Annotated in this window: 18 protein-coding genes and 1 pseudogene; 11 read left to right on the top strand and 8 right to left on the bottom strand. The window is 50.4% G+C overall.

The annotated features are described in order from the left end of the window. Positions 1-24 precede the first annotated feature (24 nt). Positions 25-1,389, top strand: a complete 1,365-nt coding sequence (locus tag EP25_RS0115015) for a PhoPQ-activated pathogenicity-related family protein (RefSeq protein WP_051906747.1) — start codon at positions 25-27, stop codon at positions 1,387-1,389. 29 nt (positions 1,390-1,418) lie between these two features. Here EP25_RS0115015 and EP25_RS22055 read toward each other — a convergent pair whose 3' ends face one another. After that, on the bottom strand, positions 1,419-1,703 hold the full coding sequence (locus EP25_RS22055; RefSeq protein ID WP_036300668.1) for a hypothetical protein: 285 nt from the start codon (positions 1,701-1,703) through the stop codon (positions 1,419-1,421). 249 nt (positions 1,704-1,952) lie between these two features. On the opposite strand from EP25_RS22055, the gene EP25_RS0115005 reads away from it, so the two are divergent. The 4 genes from EP25_RS0115005 to EP25_RS0114990 are packed head-to-tail and all read left to right on the top strand — an operon-like array spanning position 1,953 to position 4,660. Beyond that, entirely contained in the window at positions 1,953-2,255 is a 303-nt protein-coding gene (locus tag EP25_RS0115005; protein ID WP_031434647.1) for a DUF6763 family protein, read from the top strand. Positions 2,256-2,270: 15 nt separating this feature from the next. Continuing rightward, positions 2,271-3,116, top strand: coding sequence for an ATPase (locus EP25_RS0115000; RefSeq protein WP_031434646.1), 846 nt, complete (start codon positions 2,271-2,273; stop codon positions 3,114-3,116). A gap of 11 nt (positions 3,117-3,127) precedes the next feature. Beyond that, a complete protein-coding gene (metA, locus tag EP25_RS0114995; protein ID WP_031434645.1) occupies positions 3,128-4,192 on the top strand; it encodes a homoserine O-succinyltransferase MetA in 1,065 nt (354 codons plus the stop codon). Next, positions 4,193-4,660: a nucleoside deaminase gene (locus EP25_RS0114990; protein ID WP_031434644.1), complete on the top strand. Its 468-nt coding sequence runs from the start codon at positions 4,193-4,195 to the stop codon at positions 4,658-4,660. Positions 4,661-4,767: 107 nt separating this feature from the next. On the opposite strand, the pseudogene tnpA reads toward EP25_RS0114990, so the two are convergent. Together tnpA and EP25_RS0114975 are read right to left on the bottom strand one after the other, a co-directional pair. Further along, positions 4,768-5,199: pseudogene (tnpA, locus tag EP25_RS0114980) on the bottom strand (IS200/IS605 family transposase). 76 nt (positions 5,200-5,275) lie between these two features. Beyond that, on the bottom strand, positions 5,276-5,731 hold the full coding sequence (locus EP25_RS0114975; RefSeq protein WP_051906745.1) for a hypothetical protein: 456 nt from the start codon (positions 5,729-5,731) through the stop codon (positions 5,276-5,278). A 224-nt stretch (positions 5,732-5,955) separates the two neighbouring features. Between EP25_RS0114975 and msrP the strand changes: the two genes are divergently transcribed. The 4 genes from msrP (at position 5,956) to EP25_RS0114955 (ending at position 9,621) form a co-directional block, all read left to right on the top strand. Beyond that, the gene (gene msrP / locus EP25_RS0114970; protein WP_200875094.1) at positions 5,956-6,900 is read left to right on the top strand and encodes a protein-methionine-sulfoxide reductase catalytic subunit MsrP; all 945 of its coding nucleotides are present in this window, start codon (positions 5,956-5,958) and stop codon (positions 6,898-6,900) included. Further along, positions 6,900-7,514, top strand: coding sequence for a protein-methionine-sulfoxide reductase heme-binding subunit MsrQ (locus tag EP25_RS0114965; RefSeq protein ID WP_031434641.1), 615 nt, complete (start codon positions 6,900-6,902; stop codon positions 7,512-7,514). The genes msrP and EP25_RS0114965 overlap by 1 nt, the downstream gene beginning before the upstream one ends. 213 nt (positions 7,515-7,727) lie before the next feature. Further along, positions 7,728-9,095 (top strand): ATP-binding protein, encoded by a 1,368-nt coding sequence (locus EP25_RS0114960; RefSeq protein WP_031434640.1) that lies wholly within the window; start codon positions 7,728-7,730, stop codon positions 9,093-9,095. After that, the gene (locus EP25_RS0114955) at positions 9,073-9,621 is read left to right on the top strand and encodes a response regulator transcription factor (RefSeq protein WP_031434639.1); all 549 of its coding nucleotides are present in this window, start codon (positions 9,073-9,075) and stop codon (positions 9,619-9,621) included. The genes EP25_RS0114960 and EP25_RS0114955 overlap by 23 nt, the downstream gene beginning before the upstream one ends. Before the next feature lie 117 nt (positions 9,622-9,738). Here EP25_RS0114955 and EP25_RS0114950 read toward each other — a convergent pair whose 3' ends face one another. From EP25_RS0114950 to gcvH, 5 genes are all read right to left on the bottom strand, one after another. Further along, positions 9,739-10,077, bottom strand: coding sequence for a hypothetical protein (locus EP25_RS0114950; protein WP_152555658.1), 339 nt, complete (start codon positions 10,075-10,077; stop codon positions 9,739-9,741). 106 nt (positions 10,078-10,183) lie between these two features. Then, on the bottom strand, positions 10,184-10,990 hold the full coding sequence (mazG, locus tag EP25_RS0114945) for a nucleoside triphosphate pyrophosphohydrolase (RefSeq protein ID WP_031434637.1): 807 nt from the start codon (positions 10,988-10,990) through the stop codon (positions 10,184-10,186). Next, on the bottom strand, positions 10,987-11,919 hold the full coding sequence (locus EP25_RS0114940) for a carbohydrate kinase family protein (RefSeq protein ID WP_031434636.1): 933 nt from the start codon (positions 11,917-11,919) through the stop codon (positions 10,987-10,989). Before EP25_RS0114940 ends, mazG begins: the two co-directional genes overlap by 4 nt. 11 nt (positions 11,920-11,930) lie before the next feature. Continuing rightward, a complete protein-coding gene (locus EP25_RS0114935; protein ID WP_031434635.1) occupies positions 11,931-12,290 on the bottom strand; it encodes a diacylglycerol kinase in 360 nt (119 codons plus the stop codon). Positions 12,291-12,352: 62 nt separating this feature from the next. Continuing rightward, positions 12,353-12,736: a glycine cleavage system protein GcvH gene (gene gcvH, locus EP25_RS0114930; protein WP_031434634.1), complete on the bottom strand. Its 384-nt coding sequence runs from the start codon at positions 12,734-12,736 to the stop codon at positions 12,353-12,355. A gap of 135 nt (positions 12,737-12,871) precedes the next feature. Here gcvH and EP25_RS0114925 point away from each other — a divergent pair, with 135 nt between their 5' ends. Together EP25_RS0114925 and EP25_RS0114920 are read left to right on the top strand one after the other, a co-directional pair. Then, positions 12,872-13,891, top strand: a complete 1,020-nt coding sequence (locus EP25_RS0114925; protein ID WP_051906741.1) for an efflux RND transporter periplasmic adaptor subunit — start codon at positions 12,872-12,874, stop codon at positions 13,889-13,891. Positions 13,892-14,352: 461 nt separating this feature from the next. After that, positions 14,353-16,716 carry a putative bifunctional diguanylate cyclase/phosphodiesterase gene (locus EP25_RS0114920; protein ID WP_084191053.1) on the top strand — a complete coding sequence of 788 codons (2,364 nt, stop codon included), beginning with the start codon at positions 14,353-14,355 and terminating at the stop codon, positions 16,714-16,716. The last annotated feature ends 83 nt before the right edge of the window (positions 16,717-16,799 follow it).

The raw sequence follows: 16,799 nt of genomic DNA, 5'->3' as shown, positions 1-16,799 counted from the left end.
GGATATTTAACCACCGGTGCCATCATGAAACGCCATGTTCTCTTTCACCACATGCTTGCCAAACTAAGCCTTTACGGCCTATTTGCCTCGACCGCCTCCCTGGCCAATCCCTTGGCGGATTATGTGCATGCCACCAACCGCCACATAGCCTGGACCGTCATCTCGCAACGGCAACAAAGCTGGGGGACGCTGACACGCTTGTCGATCACGACCCAACGCTGGCGCGGACACGACTGGAAACACCAACTCGTCATCGTCAGACCTACTGTCCTTTCCCATCCGGAAACGGCATTCCTGCTGGTCGCCGGCGATGGCGACGGCGGCAATCACATCGAACAGCTAAGGACATTGGCCGAGCGCGGAGGCACCCTGGCCGCCGTGTTGACGAATGTGCCCAACCAACCGCTCTACGACGGCCGCAAGGAAGATGCGCTAATCGCCTTCAGCTTTAATCAATACTTACAGACGGGTGACGAAAGTTGGCCGCTGCTGTTTCCGATGGTCGAGAGCGTCAGCAGCGCGATGGATATACTGCAATTATTCACCTATCGCCCCGGCGAACCAATGCTGGAAAACTTCGTCGTCGGCGGCGCTTCCAAGCGCGGCTGGGCGACTTGGCTGACGGCCGCGGTCGATGACCGGGTGAAAGCCATCGCGCCGATGGTCATCGACGTATTGAATATGAAACCGCAACTGCAATGGTCGGAACAGATATATGGCCACCAAAGCGTCAAGATTCGCGACTACACCGAACTGAACCTGCATCGCAGGCACGACAGTCCGGCCATGCAAAAGCTGCGCAGTTGGGTCGACCCTTATGAGTACCGCCATTTATTGACCATGCCCAAATTATTGCTGCTGGGCACCAACGACCCCTACTGGACGGTCGATTCACTGCGTCACTATTGGCATCAATTACCAGGGCCCAAGTTGCTTTATCAAACGCCGAATGCCGGCCATAATCTCAACGGCGGCGACCAGGCCCTGCAAACGCTGGCGGCATTTTATGAAATGGTCGTCCACGATGAACCGCTGCCAAAACTAAGCTGGCGATTCGATTACAATGGGGAACGACAAGTAAAATTGCAATTGGCCAGTTCGCATAAAACCACGGCCGCGCAGCTATGGATTTCGCACTCCGACAGCCGGGATTTCCGGCCTGCCAGTTGGCACAGCGAGACGGTTTCGTTAACGGCTAGCGCCGACCGCGTCGCCACCGAATTGGCCGCCCCGGCCAACGGCTATAAAGCCTTTCTATTGGAAGTCGAGTTGCAAACCCGGCAAGGCAACCTCTATAAATTGTCGACCGAAGCCCGCGTCGCACCGGACACCGAACCATGCTATTGCTGGCGCGGCGATGATGTGCAGGCATCCAAGCCCAACCCTTGATAATCCGGCGTTTTTACATTTTGGGCCGGTCAGGAAGCGCCATCGTTATTCGCATCATTACCGCGTAAATGTTTTGCCAACATCGGACATTGGCGCCGTTGATTGCCCCAAGGGTCCCTAGAGCAATCCTCTTTCCGATATTGATAGCATATGACACATCGATTCAGCCGACGCTGATAGCGGCAATACGCCCATAGCACCAAACGGTCCAAACGATTAAACCTTGGTTTATTTTCCAAGGAGCGGACATATTGTTCGACCGACAAGGCCGCATAAAGACGCCGCGCCTGATTGATAAGCGTATCGTTATCCATCCGTAACTCTCTCGTCTAAGTAAGAAAGCGATCCCGGCCATTATAGTCCCTTGCCAATCATTTACCCTATATATTGCTCATTTTTCTGACCGACCCGGCCGACCTTGTCATGCTCGAGCATAAATGCCGAGCAAATCCATTGTTTGATCGCCCTTCCATCACAGATTTTTTTAACCTGGGTCGGCACACATTCCTATTTTTTTGGATATGATTAGAGCTGTTGGTTAACTGAATTTTTGGAGGATGACGATGACTACAATCGCAGACCCAGTCATTGGCCGCTGGTACAAAGACATAGAAAACGACCTGACCTTCACCGTGGTGGCCATCGAGGAAGACAACGACTTCATCGAAGTGCAATACCTTAATGGCGACATCGGCGAATACGACAATGAGTCATGGTACAATTCCACCATCGATTATATCGAGGCACCGGAGGACTGGAGCGCCCCCTATGACGATCTGGAACCCGACGATCTAGGCTATACCGACCCGGATATACATGACAATCCGGACCGTGACGACCTCGACTTTTCCGACTATTACGATTAGCACACCGAGCATTTTATGAAGATGAGCCCCCGGCAATTCCTTGACTGGGAATCCAAAAGTATCACCCTGCTGGCCATGTCCGGCGCCGGCAAAACGACTCTGGCCAACAAACTGCCCAAGGACAAATGGTTTCATTATTCCGGCGATTACCGCATCGGCACCAAATATTTGTCCGAACAGATTCTGGACAACATCAAGCGTCAAGCCATGGAGGTTCCGTTTTTAAGAAACCTCTTGCTCACCGATTCAATCTACATCTGCAACAACATCACCGTCGACAACTTGTCGCCGGTCTCCAGCTTTCTCGGTAAGCTGGGCGACCCAAAACAAGGCGGCTTGCCGTTGGATGAATTTAAACGCCGCCAGGCTTTGCACCGTCAGGCGGAAATCGCGGCGATGAACGATGTCCCCGACTTTATTCATAAAGCCGAGGATATTTACGGTTACAAGCATTTTCTCAACGATGCCGGCGGCAGCGTTTGCGAATTGGATTGCCCGGAAGTGATCGAACGTCTGGCCGAACACACCTTGCTCCTCTACATCAAGATCCCTCCGGAAATGGAACAAACCATCATCGAGCGCGCCAAGAGCGACCCCAAACCGCTCTATTACCGCGAGGCCTTCCTCGATGAAAAGTTGGCCGAATACATGGCGCAATTCCACCATAGCAACCCCGAAAGCATTTCTCCCGATCATTTCGCTTCATGGGTTTTTCCTGAATTATTCAAATCCAGGGTTCCCCGTTACCAGGCTATCGCCGACCAATACGGTTATACGGTGTCCGCCGACGATATCGCTCATGTCAAAGGCGAACAGGATTTTCTGCAAATCATCGCCGATGCGATCGCTCAACAATCATAGCAGGTCTTGACATGCCCCTGGTTGCCCATACCTCACTGCCCACTTTTCGCCGCCTGCACGAGGAAGGCGAAGACATTCTTTCTCCCGATCGCGCCCTTCATCAACATATCCGCGAACTGCATATCGGCTTGCTCAACATCATGCCCGATGCCGCGCTGGAGGCCACCGAACGGCAATTCTTCCGTTTGGTGGGCGCCTGTAATCAGATTGCCCAATTCCATGTCCATCCTTTCACCATCCGCGGACTGGAAAGAAGCCCGCAAGCCCAGGCCCATATCGACCACTATTACGAATCGTTCGAGCAAATCAAGCAGGACGGCCTGGATGCATTGATCATCAGCGGCGCCAACGTCACCCATGATCATTTGCAGGAAGAGGATTTCTGGCAACCCCTAACGGAGGTATTCGCCTGGGCCAAGGAAAACGTCACCTCGATTTTGTGTTCCTGTTTGGCCACGCATGCCTTGATCCAATATTGTTACGGCATCGAACGCACCCGTCTGCCCAGCAAGCGCTGGGGGGTTTTCTCGCACAAGGTATTGGACCGCAAGCACCCGTTGGTGGCCGAGATCAATACCCGCTTCGACGTGCCCCATTCCCGTTATAACGAAATCTTTCAAAACGACATGGAAGAGAAGGGCCTGAAGGTCTTGGTCGCCAGTCAGGAAGCAGGCGTGCATCTTGCCGTCAGTCCTGACGGATTTCGCATCGTCTTCTTCCAGGGGCATCCGGAATACGACGACATCAGCCTATTGAAGGAATACAAACGCGAAGTGATTCGCTATTATCATGACGAACGTCATGACTACCCGCCTTATCCGGAGCACTATTTTAACGAAACGGTGCGTCATGTTTTCGCCGACTATGAAATGCATGTCAAAACGGCTAAAAAATTCCATCAAGAGCTGCCGCCGTTTCCCGAAGACGAGATATTGGAATATCTCGACAACACCTGGCGCGATTCGGCTAAGGCGGTATTCAACAACTGGCTGGGCAAAGTTTACCAAATCACCAATCTTGACAGGCGATTACCGTTCATGGACGGCATAGACCCCAACAATCCGCTGAATCTTTAAATGCACGAACAGTTTCTGCGACAAGCTATCGAGTTGGCCTGCCATAACGTCACTGAACTGAACGGCGGCCCCTATGGCGCCATTATCGTCAAAAACGGCCGAGTCATCGCCGGCAGCGGCAACCGGGTCACGCAAAACCTCGACCCGACGGCGCATGCCGAGATCATGGCGATCAGAGAAGCCTGCCGTATTGTTAACGATTTTCAGCTGAGCGATTGCATTTTATACACCAGCTGCGAGCCTTGTCCAATGTGTCTCGGCGCCATCTACTGGGCGAGATTGGCGGAAGTCTACTATGCCAGCAACCGTTTCGATGCGGCGAGGGCCGGTTTCGACGACAACTTCATTTATGCCGAACTGGAAAAACAGCCGCAACAGCGAAAAATACTGATGCGGCAGCTATCGCTGCATGATGCACAACAGCCCTTTGAACTGTGGCATAGCCAACAGAATAAAGTACCGTATTGACCGGCACGACTCCTTGTGCCGGAAAAAACTAAACAACCACCCGCTCAAGCGGGTGGGTTCCAATAACGGACTGAAAGTCCGGATACGCGTCGACTAAACGACGCGTCTTAGTCGGGCTCCATCTTGAAATTATCGTTTGGATTAGGTTCAAAGTGATGCTCCAAATATTGCTTTATCATCTCATCAGTCATTTGCCCCACTGTGGCGCAAAAATAACCGCGGGCTCAAAAATGTCGACCCCAATATCGCTTTTTCAAGTGCGGGAACTCTTCGAACAGATAGCTCGAAGTTCGTCCCTTGATTCGCCTCATGATTTCGCTTGGGGCCATAGTCGGCGGCGCACTCACCAAAATGTGCACATGATCTTTGCTCACGACACCTTTGATAATCCGTATCTCAAAGGCTTCGCATGTCTGCCGCACCAAGTCTCTCACTCGTTCGGCTATTTCATCCTTCAGCACTTTATAACGATACTTCGTAACCCAAACAAAATGATACTCAATTTGGTAAACCGTATGGCTGCCGTATCTATAGTCCATCGCCACCTCCTTGGGCAAATTATCGCAGCTAAAGCTGACCGGCTAAAGCCGGTGGTTTAAACCTTATGATGGATAATTAAGGGGCTTCCGTCTCGGAGCTTGCCGGCTCACCTTCACTAGCCGCAGGCGTTGCCGGTTCGGTTTTTGCCTTTTTCACCTTCAACAACCAACCATCCTGGCCGAAACAACGGCCATCCATAGCGAGCGCAGTCACATGAATTCGAGCGTATTTGCCATTGATTTCGGGAGGCAGTTTAGCGGTTACGACAAAAAAATTCATTTTATCGACCACTTCGACTTTCATCGGTACTTTTCTGGCTTCGGCCGTTATCGTGGTCGGGTCGGCCCAATTGGAAACGTGAAAGGAAATTTCCGTTTCGGGGTCGACTTCGGACAAATGCACCGGTTCAAATTCCCTGAATCTCGGTTTTTTACATTTTTCGCCCTCGTCATCACCATAAGCCAGAACATTCCCAGCAAACAGCACGGCACCTGAAAATAGCGTCATTCGTAAGCATTTTTTAATTTTCATAATCAGCCTCGTTATAGTTTAATACACTCCTCGAGCTGAACTTTAATCACTTTCATGCCACAATTCAACTTCGTTTAAGCCGACAAGCCAGACATAAATACCTTATAGCTATAAGGAAATATCATTTTCATCATCTTGTTTCACGATGAAAATGCACTGAACTCTCCCGGGAAATTCTTAACTAAAAGGATTAAAGCCTACCGACAGGGGATCACAGCATGCTCATAAAAACAACCTCTTCAATCGCCAGCAGTGAAATCACCGATAAAGCGTTTTTTATAAAACGGCGGCAGCTTATCAAAGCAGCCATGGGAATGTCGGCCGCCAGCTTGCTGGCGGGCTCGAAAGATTCACTCGCCACAGACAAACACTATCAAGACATTCCAACAGGCCCCTACTCGGCCGACCTTCCGGTAACCGATTTCGAAGACGTCAGTCATTACACCAACTACTACGAATTCACGACCAATAAAACGGACTCGTCGGTACTGGCCCAGGCTTTGCCGACTTCACCCTGGCAGGTGACAGTGGAAGGCGAGGTGGAAAAACCCGGTGTTTATAACCTGGAAGACATACTTCGCGGCAATCCCCTGCAGGAACGCATATACCGCTTCCGCTGTGTCGAAGCGTGGTCCATGGTAGTGCCATGGATCGGCTTTCCGCTAGGCAACCTGCTGAAAAAATTCGGCCCCACCTCGCGCGCCAAATTTGTCGAGTTCACCACCTTATTCAATCCGGCCATCATGACCGGGCAACGTAGCAATTCGCTGGACTGGCCCTATACCGAGGGCCTACGGATCGACGAAGCCATGCATCCCTTGACTCTATTAGCGACCGGAATGTATGACGACGAGTTGCCGAAACAAAACGGCGCACCGCTCCGCTTGGTGGTGCCGTGGAAATACGGTTTTAAAAGCATCAAGGCCATCGTCAAGATTCGTCTGCAGGAAACCATGCCGGCCACGGCATGGAACAAGCGGGCTCCCGGAGAATACGGCTTTTACGCCAACGTCAACCCGGAGGTGCCGCATCCGCGCTGGAGCCAAGCACGGGAACGGGTATTGGGCGCCAGCATCTTCACGCCCAAACGCAAGACCGAAAAATTTAACGGCTACGGCGAACAAGTGGCTTCCCTTTACAGCGGCATGGACTTGCGACAATATTTCTGATGCGATTAGAACCTAACGCCTGGCGCGGGATTAAGATTGCCGCCCTTATCACCTGTTTGTCGCCATTTCTGTGGTTATGTTTGAACACCTGGCAGGACAATCTCGGCGCCAATCCGATCCAGACATTACATTTTAGACTGGGGGACTGGGCCTTACGTTTCTTATGCCTAACCTTACTGGTGACACCGTATCGGCAACTTACCGGGCAAAGCTGGCCCAGCCGCTTCCGGCGCATGCTGGGACTATTCAGTTTTTTCTACGCCAGTCTGCATTTTCTGGTGTTCATCGTGTTGGACATCTCCTTGTCCTGGGAGGCTTTCGTCGATGAAATCAAGGACAGCCCTTATATTTTATTCGGCCTGGCCACTTTCATCTTGTTATTGCCGTTGGCCGTGACTTCGAGCAAAAGCATGCAAAAGCGATTGGGTAAAAACTGGAAAAGACTGCATAGCTTAATTTATTTGGCGGCAATCACCGCAGTATTGCACTATATTTTGCTGGTTAAGTCGGACCTGACCGAGCCGTTGATTTATGCCGATATCGTACTGATTCTATTGGCATATCGCCTTTTCAAGGTGGCAAAAAAGAGGAATATATTGCTGGACAGGGCTTGAATAGCGGGCAAAAAAAAGCAGTTAATAAAAATATTAACTGCCGAAAACATTTAGGAAGAATATAACGCAACTTTAAGCTGTGTGACCTTAAAAGTTATGTTTAATATAGCAATGCATATATCAAATTAAAATGTGACATATTGTCGCAGATACAATATTTTAGAGAATTATATTAATATCGTTTATTTCAATATTTCATTTTTTCCATACTGAATGCTTTCACAAGTTCTGCCCAAATCGGAAATCTCCATCCGAGAAAACCTTAAATGGCTGTTTATTTTAAGAAATCTTATGATATCCGCAGAGGCTCTGCTGATTTTCCTGGCCACATACGGCCTAGGAATCAAGTTGCCTCGGGAACAACTGTGGCTGGTCATCCTCTCCATCGCGGCGGTCAACCTCTATACCTGGATGCGTTTGCAAACGGAGGAGGCAGTGACAGAACTGGAAATCTTTTCCCAAATATCAATCGACGTGCTGGCGATGGCGTCCCTGCTTTATTTGACCGGCGGCGCCTCCAACCCGATCATCTGGGTATTTCTACTACCACTGATTATCACCGCGATCATGTTGCCGCAAGCTTATGCCTGGAACATGGTCATTCTCACCTCATCGATCTATACCGTATTGATCGGCTATAACATCCCCTTGCCGGCGATCGAGCCACATATTCCGGACCCCAAATACCTGACGCCGGAAATGAGCCACCAGCTGCATATAATAAGTGAAAAAAATTATTTCAATCTTCACATCTTTGGTATGTGGTTCGGTTTCGTCTTCAGCGCGGGTTTGGTCGCTTTTTTCGTCGTCGAATTATCCAACACCCTGAAGGAAAGAGAGCGCAATCTGGCCGATGCCAGGGAAAGCGCATTGCGTGACGAACGGGTGGTATCCCTGGGCACCTTGGCGGCGAGTGCCGCCCATGATATGAGCACGCCGTTGGGCACCATCGCAATCCTGACGCATGAAATTCGCCAGGAATTTCCCGAACATCGCTATCCCGATCTACACGAAAAAATGGCCATCGTCGAACAACAAATCGCCCGCTGCAAAGAGGCCTTGTCCGTCATGTCCGCTTCCGCCGGTGAGCTGCGCGCCGAATCCGGCAAAGTCATGCCAGTGTCCGAATATTTTGACGAAGTGCTCAACCAATGGCGTGCCCACAACCCCTCGACCAAGCTCAATCTCTTTGTTTCAACCGATATTTTCACGGAAGCCAAGATCATCGCCGACCGTACGCTGACCCATTCCATTATCAATATTCTCAACAATGCGGCGCGCGCCACGCCGGAAGACAAAGGTATCGAATTTCATACCGACTGGGACCGGGAACAATTACATTTGCGGATACGCGACTTCGGGCCAGGACTGCCGGCGGAATATTTGGACTTGGTTGGTCAACAGCCGGTCACCAGTAAACAGCAAGGCATGGGTGTCGGTCTGTTTTTAACGTATTCCACCATCAGGCGCCTAGGCGGTACAATACATTTCGACAATCTTGAAACAGGTGGGGCTTGCATCGATATCACCCTGCCCTTACTGGCAACGGAGAGTAACGATGATGTCTTTGGAGACGGATAAACCTAACTTACTACTGGTGGATGACGATGAAACTTTTTGTTCCGTATTGAAACCCGCCCTGGAAAAAAGAAACTTCCTGGTCAGTGTTGCTCATGATGTTAAAACCGGAATCCTGTTGGCCGAACAAACCGATCCGGAATATGCCGTCATTGATTTGCGTATCGGCCACGAATCCGGCTTGGAAATGGTCAAAAAACTAATCTCGCTGGACAGCAATACCCGTATCGTCATGCTGACCGGTTTCGCCAGCATCGCTACCGCGGTCGAAGCCATCAAGCTGGGCGCTATCCACTACCTAACCAAACCGGCCAATGCCGATGAAATCGTCTCCGCCTTGAACAAGAACCAAGGCGACTCCTCGGTTCCCATTAGCGAAAATCCATTGTCGGTAAAACGCTTGGAATGGGAGCATCTGCAAAAGGTCTTGATGCAGCACGACGGTAATATATCGGCCGCGGCGCGCGCGTTGCACATGCACCGCAGGACCCTGCAACGCAAACTGGAAAAACGCCCGGTCAGAGAATAGGACAACAAACTATTTTTGATATTGATGGTGGCAGCGGCTGCCTCGGCGCGCATTTGCCCAGAGCGGCTCCGAATTATCCTTGATTCGCGGAAAAGCGCCGTTTCCTTTCCCCGCTAATTACCGGCTGGGCTCCTGGTCGATAACCTCGCCCATTTTCTTGCCCGGCCGGACACGTCCCTGATAAGTCAAGACCGTGCCCAGGGCGAAGCCTCCCTTGCTATCGGCCAGCTTGGCCTTTTGCTCCCAGGTCCACATATGCCCGTCCTTCGAATCGATAATGAAGACTTTCGGCATAAAACTACCCGACTGGCCAGACCTGCCGCCTTCGTGCAACACGATGGCCCGATAGCGGCCATCATCTTCGGCGGCTACCGGGGAATTTGCCGACGGCAGCAATAAACCGATAACTGGTCCAACAAGACTGTGAATAAGCCGCCGCTTAATTGATCGTTTCATGCCCTTCCCCTATCGATTAAAAGAGATCTAGCCCCATCCACTATTGTCCCCGCCTGCTGTCAAACGATAGCGAAATCAAGGCCGCAACGTCGGACGGAATAATGACTTAGGCCTTGCGCTTCAGCTTCAACTTGGCCTCGTTCCATAAACCATCGAGTTCCGCCAATTCGCAATCGCGCAGTTCGCGGCCGGACTCTTCTACCTGGCGTTCGATATAATTAAAACGGCGAGTGAATTTCCGGGTCGCTTCCTTCAGCGCGATTTCCGGGTTGACTTTTAAGTGGCGGGCCAGATTCACCACGACTAACAATAAATCGCCGACCTCTTCCTGGATATGGGGTTGATCGCCGGCGTGCCATGCCTCCCTGACTTCCTGCAATTCCTCCATAACCTTATCGAATACCGGTTCGGTTTCCGGCCAGTCGAAACCGTGAGACGCGGCGCGGTTCTGGATCTTCTCGCATTGCACCAGCGCCGGCAGACTCTTGGCCACCCCGTCGAGCACACTTTCGTTTTCATCGCCCGCGCGTTTGCTTTTGCGCTCCCGGGCCTTGGCCTCGTCCCAGGCGCGCTGCCGTTCCTCGTCGCTGTCATAACGGGCATCGGCAAAAACATGGGGATGGCGGCGAACCAATTTATCGCTGATTGCGGCGGCGACTTGCTCGAAATCGAACAGCCCGCGTTCCTCGGCGATGCGGGAATGGAACACCACCTGCAGCAGCAAGTCGCCCAATTCGGAACGCAAATCCTCCAAATCGTTACGTTCGATCGCGTCAGCGACCTCGTAGGCTTCTTCGATAGTATAGGGAATCAGGCTATAAAAATCTTGTTTCAAGTCCCAGGCGCAGCCATCCTCGGGATGGCGTAACTGCGCCATGATCGTGAGTAGTTTCTCGATATTAGCTAAACTCAAAACGACGAACCGAAGTTTTCGATATAGCGTTCCTGAAAAGTTTCCAGCGAGAAAAAGTGGTTCTGGGTGCCATTATGCTCGATCTTGATCGCACCCAGCAGCGAGGCAATGCGGCCGGTGGTTTCCCAGTCGTATTCGTTCATCAAGCCATACAGCAAACCGGCGCGAAAGGCGTCGCCGCAGCCGGTCGGGTCCATCAGCGCTTTCGGCTTGGCCGGCGGAATCTCCAAGCATTGACCGTCGGTATAGATTTTCGCGCCCTTGCTACCCAACGTGACGATCAACGCATCGACTTTTTCCGCCATTTGCTCCAAGGACAGGCCGGTGCGTTCCTGCATCAATTCCGATTCATAATCGTTGAAAGTCGCGTATGTGGCCAAATCCATAAAACGCAGCAGTTCGACCTCGTTGAACATCGGCATGCCCTGGCCCGGATCGAAAATAAACGGGATACCCAATTCGGCGAATTGCTCCGCGTGCAATTGCATCCCTTCCTTGCCGTCGGGCGAAACGATACCGATGCTGATGCCGGCATTCTCCGGCACCGAATTCAGATGCGATAAATTCATCGCGCCGGGATGGAATGCGGTGATCTGATTATCTTCCTCGTCTGTGGTGATATAGGCCTGGCCGGTATAGTTATCGTCCACAATCTTGATATGTTCGCTGGAGATGCCGCATTGGCTCAGCCACTGCGCATAGGGTTCGAAATCATGACCCACGGTCGCCATGACCTTCGGTTCCTCGCCCAACAGTTTCAGATTATAGGCGATGTTACCGGCACAACCGCCATATTCCCTGCGCATGACCGGCACCAGAAATGAGACATTGAGGATATGGACCTTTTCCGGCAGGATGTGATTCTTAAACTTGTCATGAAAAACCATGATCGTGTCGTATGCCATGGATCCGCAAATTAATGCACTCATCTATCTTCCTCTTAAAATATAATCATTGCCCAGGTAAACGCCGCCCAGGCCAACGTCAAAAAAACCGCCGCCGAGCCGATGTCCTTGGCCCGGCCGGATAACTCATGGTGCTCCAATCCAACCCTGTCCACCACCGATTCCAAGGCGGAATTCAGCAGTTCCGTCACCAGCACCAGCACCATGCTGCCGATCAACAACAGTTTTTCGATGGTATTGCCGCCCAGCCAGAAAGCCAGCGGCGTCGTCACCAAAAATAATAACACTTCCTGACGGAACGCTTCCTCATGTCGCCAGGTTGCCTTGAAGCCGGCCAGGGAGAAGAAGAAAGCGTTATAAATTCGTTTTATTCCCTTCGCGTTTTGATTTGCCATATTACATCAGTTAAGTTGCCGTCGCGAGCGTCTCCCCCAAAACGCCCGACCTATTGTTTCAGTTATTCTTCCACCATCTTGCTGTAGCCGTCGGCGTCCAGCAATTGCTCCAGTTCCGACGGATCGCTGGCTTTGATGGCGAACATCCAGCAAGCGAAGGCATCTTCATTGACCCGTTCCGGTTCGTCGTTCAGCGCCTCGTTGACTTCCACCACCTCGCCGCCGACCGGGCTGTATAAATCCGACGCGGTTTTGACCGACTCCACCACCGCGCATTGCTCGCCTTGAGCCAGTTGCCGCCCCACTTCCGGTAACTCGACGAATACCAGATCCCCCAATTCCGACTGGGCAAAGTCCGTAATCCCGACCCGCACGACATTATCGGCTTCCAGTTTGGCCCATTCATGGGTTTTGGCATATTTCAGATTTTCCGGCATATCAGTCATAGTTTCTCTCTCAAATTCAAGCGGGATAAGATATAAAAAGGATAACGTTCTGAGTGTGAAAAACAACAAAAATTTAATTCCCTTGCAGACAATCCGTATAATCGTCCATTTGTATCCGTACCTCCTTGTTTATCGATGATTGTCTTACGTCATGTCGCCATTACCTTGCTATTGGTCCTTTCTGGTAACAGCTTTGCAACCGCGGACGATGACGATACTAACTCCAGCGAAACAATTGTTTTGATCGGCGGCCATCGCTTACTCGAACTGGACGCCCAAACCCGCAAAAACGCCGGCATCGAAACCGTGCCAGCCCAAGCGCGCCGCTACCGTCCCGAAATGGAAGCATACGGCAAGGTACTCGACATCACGCCGCTGCTCAATCTGCGCCTGCAATTGATGACCGCCAAGGTACGCCACGACAGCGCCGCCGAAAAAAACCGCCTGTCCCGGGCCGGCATGACGCGCCTGCAAGACCTGCATCGAAACGATGCCGTATCGACCCGCCAATTACAGGAACAATTAGCGCAATGGCAAACGGACCGCGCCTTGGCCGACGAAACGGCGCTGCAACGGCGAATGACCATTGTCTCAAGCCTGCAACAGTGGGGCAATAAGCTGACGGACTGGTTTACCCAGGCCTCTTCGCCCGAAGCGGATGATATCATCCGCCATAAGAAACAATTATTACAAATCACCTTGCCGACCGGTGTCGTTCTGCCGGACGATGTCGCCAGCATCCGCATCTTTGTCAGCGGCGACCCACATAACGCCATTGCGGCGCAACTGGTCGATGCCGCCCCCCAGGTCGACCCCCTGACACAGGGCCGGCAATATTTCTTCCTCGCCGACAATACCGATCTACCGTCGGGCCTGCACGTGACCGCGTTGATTCCCAGCCAAAACGACAGTCTTGACGGCGTTGTCATACCCCGCGCGGCCCTGCTATGGCACATGGGGCAGGCCTTTGTCTTTATCGAAATCGACGACGGTCGGTTCGTCCGCCGCGATATCGAGAGTTATCGGGAATTGGAAGGCGATTACTTCGTTTCCTCAGCCATTAAAAATGGGGAGCGCGTGGTGAGCAAAGGCGCCCAGACCTTGCTGTCGCAGCAATTGCGCGCGCAAATTCCTGACGAAGACGATGATGACTAATTTGAAGAAAAGTTGGATAACAATCAAATGACTCCGAGCATCGGAACCAGCTGAGAGGCTAAGATGCACGAATCGTTTCTAAGGTTCTGCTGACCACTTCAGTATTTCCCGGAGCACAAGGATGCACGGCCAAAATCGATCGCGTTAAGTGTCTGATTTTAAGAGATTAAGGTAAATCGCATTTTCCTTAACCGGGTGCCAAGAAATCCAGGACGGATTTATTCAGCGTCTCCCTAATGGTTACACCCTATCAGATACAATGCCATAACATATAAGCCCGCCACGCTTAACACAATAGCCACCCGACTGCTCGGCGAGAATCGAATACCCTCGTTTTTTTATCTGAATATTGCTACGGCGTTAACGATAAAAAAATATTAATTTCTTTTATCGCAAAAAACTGATTTTGACTGCTAATATCTGTAGGAAAATATTGCAAATTTCTACGCTGTAAATTCATCATGCAATCAGGCCAGTCTGCTCAACATGCACGATCCCAGATCAAGGCCGAGCTGGTAGCGCATTTATATAGAAATGCTCCCCTTTCTTATGCTTTTACCATTCTTAATGGCTTTTTATTAGCATTCTTACAACGAGCAGTCATCTCACTGGAGATTCTGTCGACATGGTTTATGTTGCTTTTAGTAATAACGTTAATCAGGTGGGCACTCGTTGTTGCATACAATAATAACTATTTCAAAAAACTTGATGTAGACGATTGGAACACCCTTTATCTTTGGGGAACGGGTTTCGCCGGATGCGTTTGGGCAAGTGCGGCCAAATATCTTTTCCCCCCTAATAATATCGATCATCAGCTTTTTGTCGTTTTTGTCCTGGCCGGGATGACGGCTGCGAGTGTTTCTGTGCTTGCCGCCCGGATGAAGGCATTTTTCTTTTTTACAGCACCAATCTTAATCACATTGTCCTTACAGATTTATTTGTTTGGAAGCACGCTATCATCGCCCATGGCTATGATGATCATACTTTATTTAATTGGATTATCCGTAGCCGCTCGAGAAACCCATAGAACAATCATGACGTCATTGGAATTGCGCTTTGACAATCGTATGTTAATGAAGGAGATTCGTGACAGGCAACTTGCAGAAGAAGCGCTGCATCAGCAGAAAGAAAGGTTACAAATTACCTTTTCCGCCATGGGAGAAGGAGTAATTATTACCGATTCAAATGGCTTAATCGAATACATTAACCCCGCCGCCGAAAAAATCAGCGGTTGGTTGAATAGCGATGTGATACATAAAAAAACTGAAGAAATTTTTACTTATTTCAATGAGGAAACGGGCAATCAACAACTTCCGGCTATTCTGAACTCATTAATGAACCCTGCCTGTTCAAGGCAGAATCATTTATTGCGTACAAAAAATGGAGAACACAGACTTATCGAAGAAATCGCAACACCATTAATGGATCGGTCGGGCAGTATTATCGTTGGCGCGGTGGCCATTATTCGCGATATCACTCAAGCCAACGAGTATAGCCGGCAACTTGCTTTCCAAGCGAGTCATGATGCATTGACACGCCTCCCCAACAGGTCATTGCTCTGCGACCGTTTGGAGCATGCCATTTCGAAAGCCAAACGCACCAACTGTATGGTGGCAGTGCTTTTTATGGATTTGGATCGGTTCAAACAAATCAACGATAGCCTTGGCCATGCGGCGGGCGACGAATTACTGTGCGGAGTTGCCCAACAAATCGAGGCAAGTGTCAGAGAAGGGGACACTGTTGCAAGACTGGGAGGCGATGAATTCGTTGTTGTGTTGGAGGATATCCAAGATTTATCTCACGTCACGAGCGTTGCGCAAAAGATCATTAACCATCTCGCCCATCCACTGACGATTGAAAACCAGGAAATTACGGCCAACCTAAGTATTGGCATCGCCGTGTATCCGCGTGATGGCCCGGACGTTGAAACACTGCTAAAGCATGCGGATACGGCGATGTACCAGACCAAAAAATTTGGCCACGAGAAAATCCAATTCTACTTTGCCGAAATGAGTACGCAGGCAGTCGAAAGATTAAAACTGGAGCAACAACTTCAACACGCCGTTATACGCAATGAATTAGAGTTATTTTATCAACCTCGGGTCAATATAAAAAAGCGCAAAATTGTCGGTTTTGAAGCGTTGGTCAGATGGCGAATGTCGCCGAACATACTGGTGCCTCCCTCTGAATTTATTCATATCGCAGAAGAAACCGGAACGATTTTAAAAATAGGCGAATGGGTGCTTTTCCATGCCTGCCAACAGGCGCGACGCTGGCATATCAGCGGGAATCCCGATCTGCATATAGCGGTAAATCTTTCCGCTCGTCAAATTCGAAGTCCTAATATCGTTGAATTAGTTGCCAACATGTTGCAACAAACCCAATTGAAACCTGAAACGCTCGAGCTGGAAATTACCGAAAGCATTTTTCTACACGATCTCGACCATGCGATAGCTACTTTGCGAAAGCTGAAGGCGTTAGGCATTAAGCTAGCGATTGACGACTTTGGCACAGGATACAGTTCGCTAACCTATATCAAGCGATTTCCGATCGACATTCTTAAGATTGACCGATCGTTTGTTCAAGATCTTGATAACGACCTTATCAATTCGGCCATTGTTCCTACGATTATTACTTTGGCACATAACTTGAACCTGGAAGTTATTGCCGAAGGGGTAGAAGACGAAATGCAACAAAAATATTTAAATGATTTAGGCTGTATTGATTATCAAGGCTTTTTGTTCAGCAAACCATTGCCAGAACCGGAGGCAACCGAACTACTAAAATCTGATGACGCCTTGTTTAACAATTTCAACGCAAGTTGAATAACTAAACAACCACCCGCTCAAGCGGGTGGGTTCCAATAACGGACTGAAAGTCCGGATACGCGTCGACTAAACGACGCGTC

The organism is Methylomarinum vadi (assembly GCF_000733935.1).
GTDB lineage: Bacteria > Pseudomonadota > Gammaproteobacteria > Methylococcales > Methylomonadaceae > Methylomarinum > Methylomarinum vadi.
Note: the sequence above shows the minus strand (reverse complement) of the source record. Positions and strands in the feature narration are given on the sequence as shown.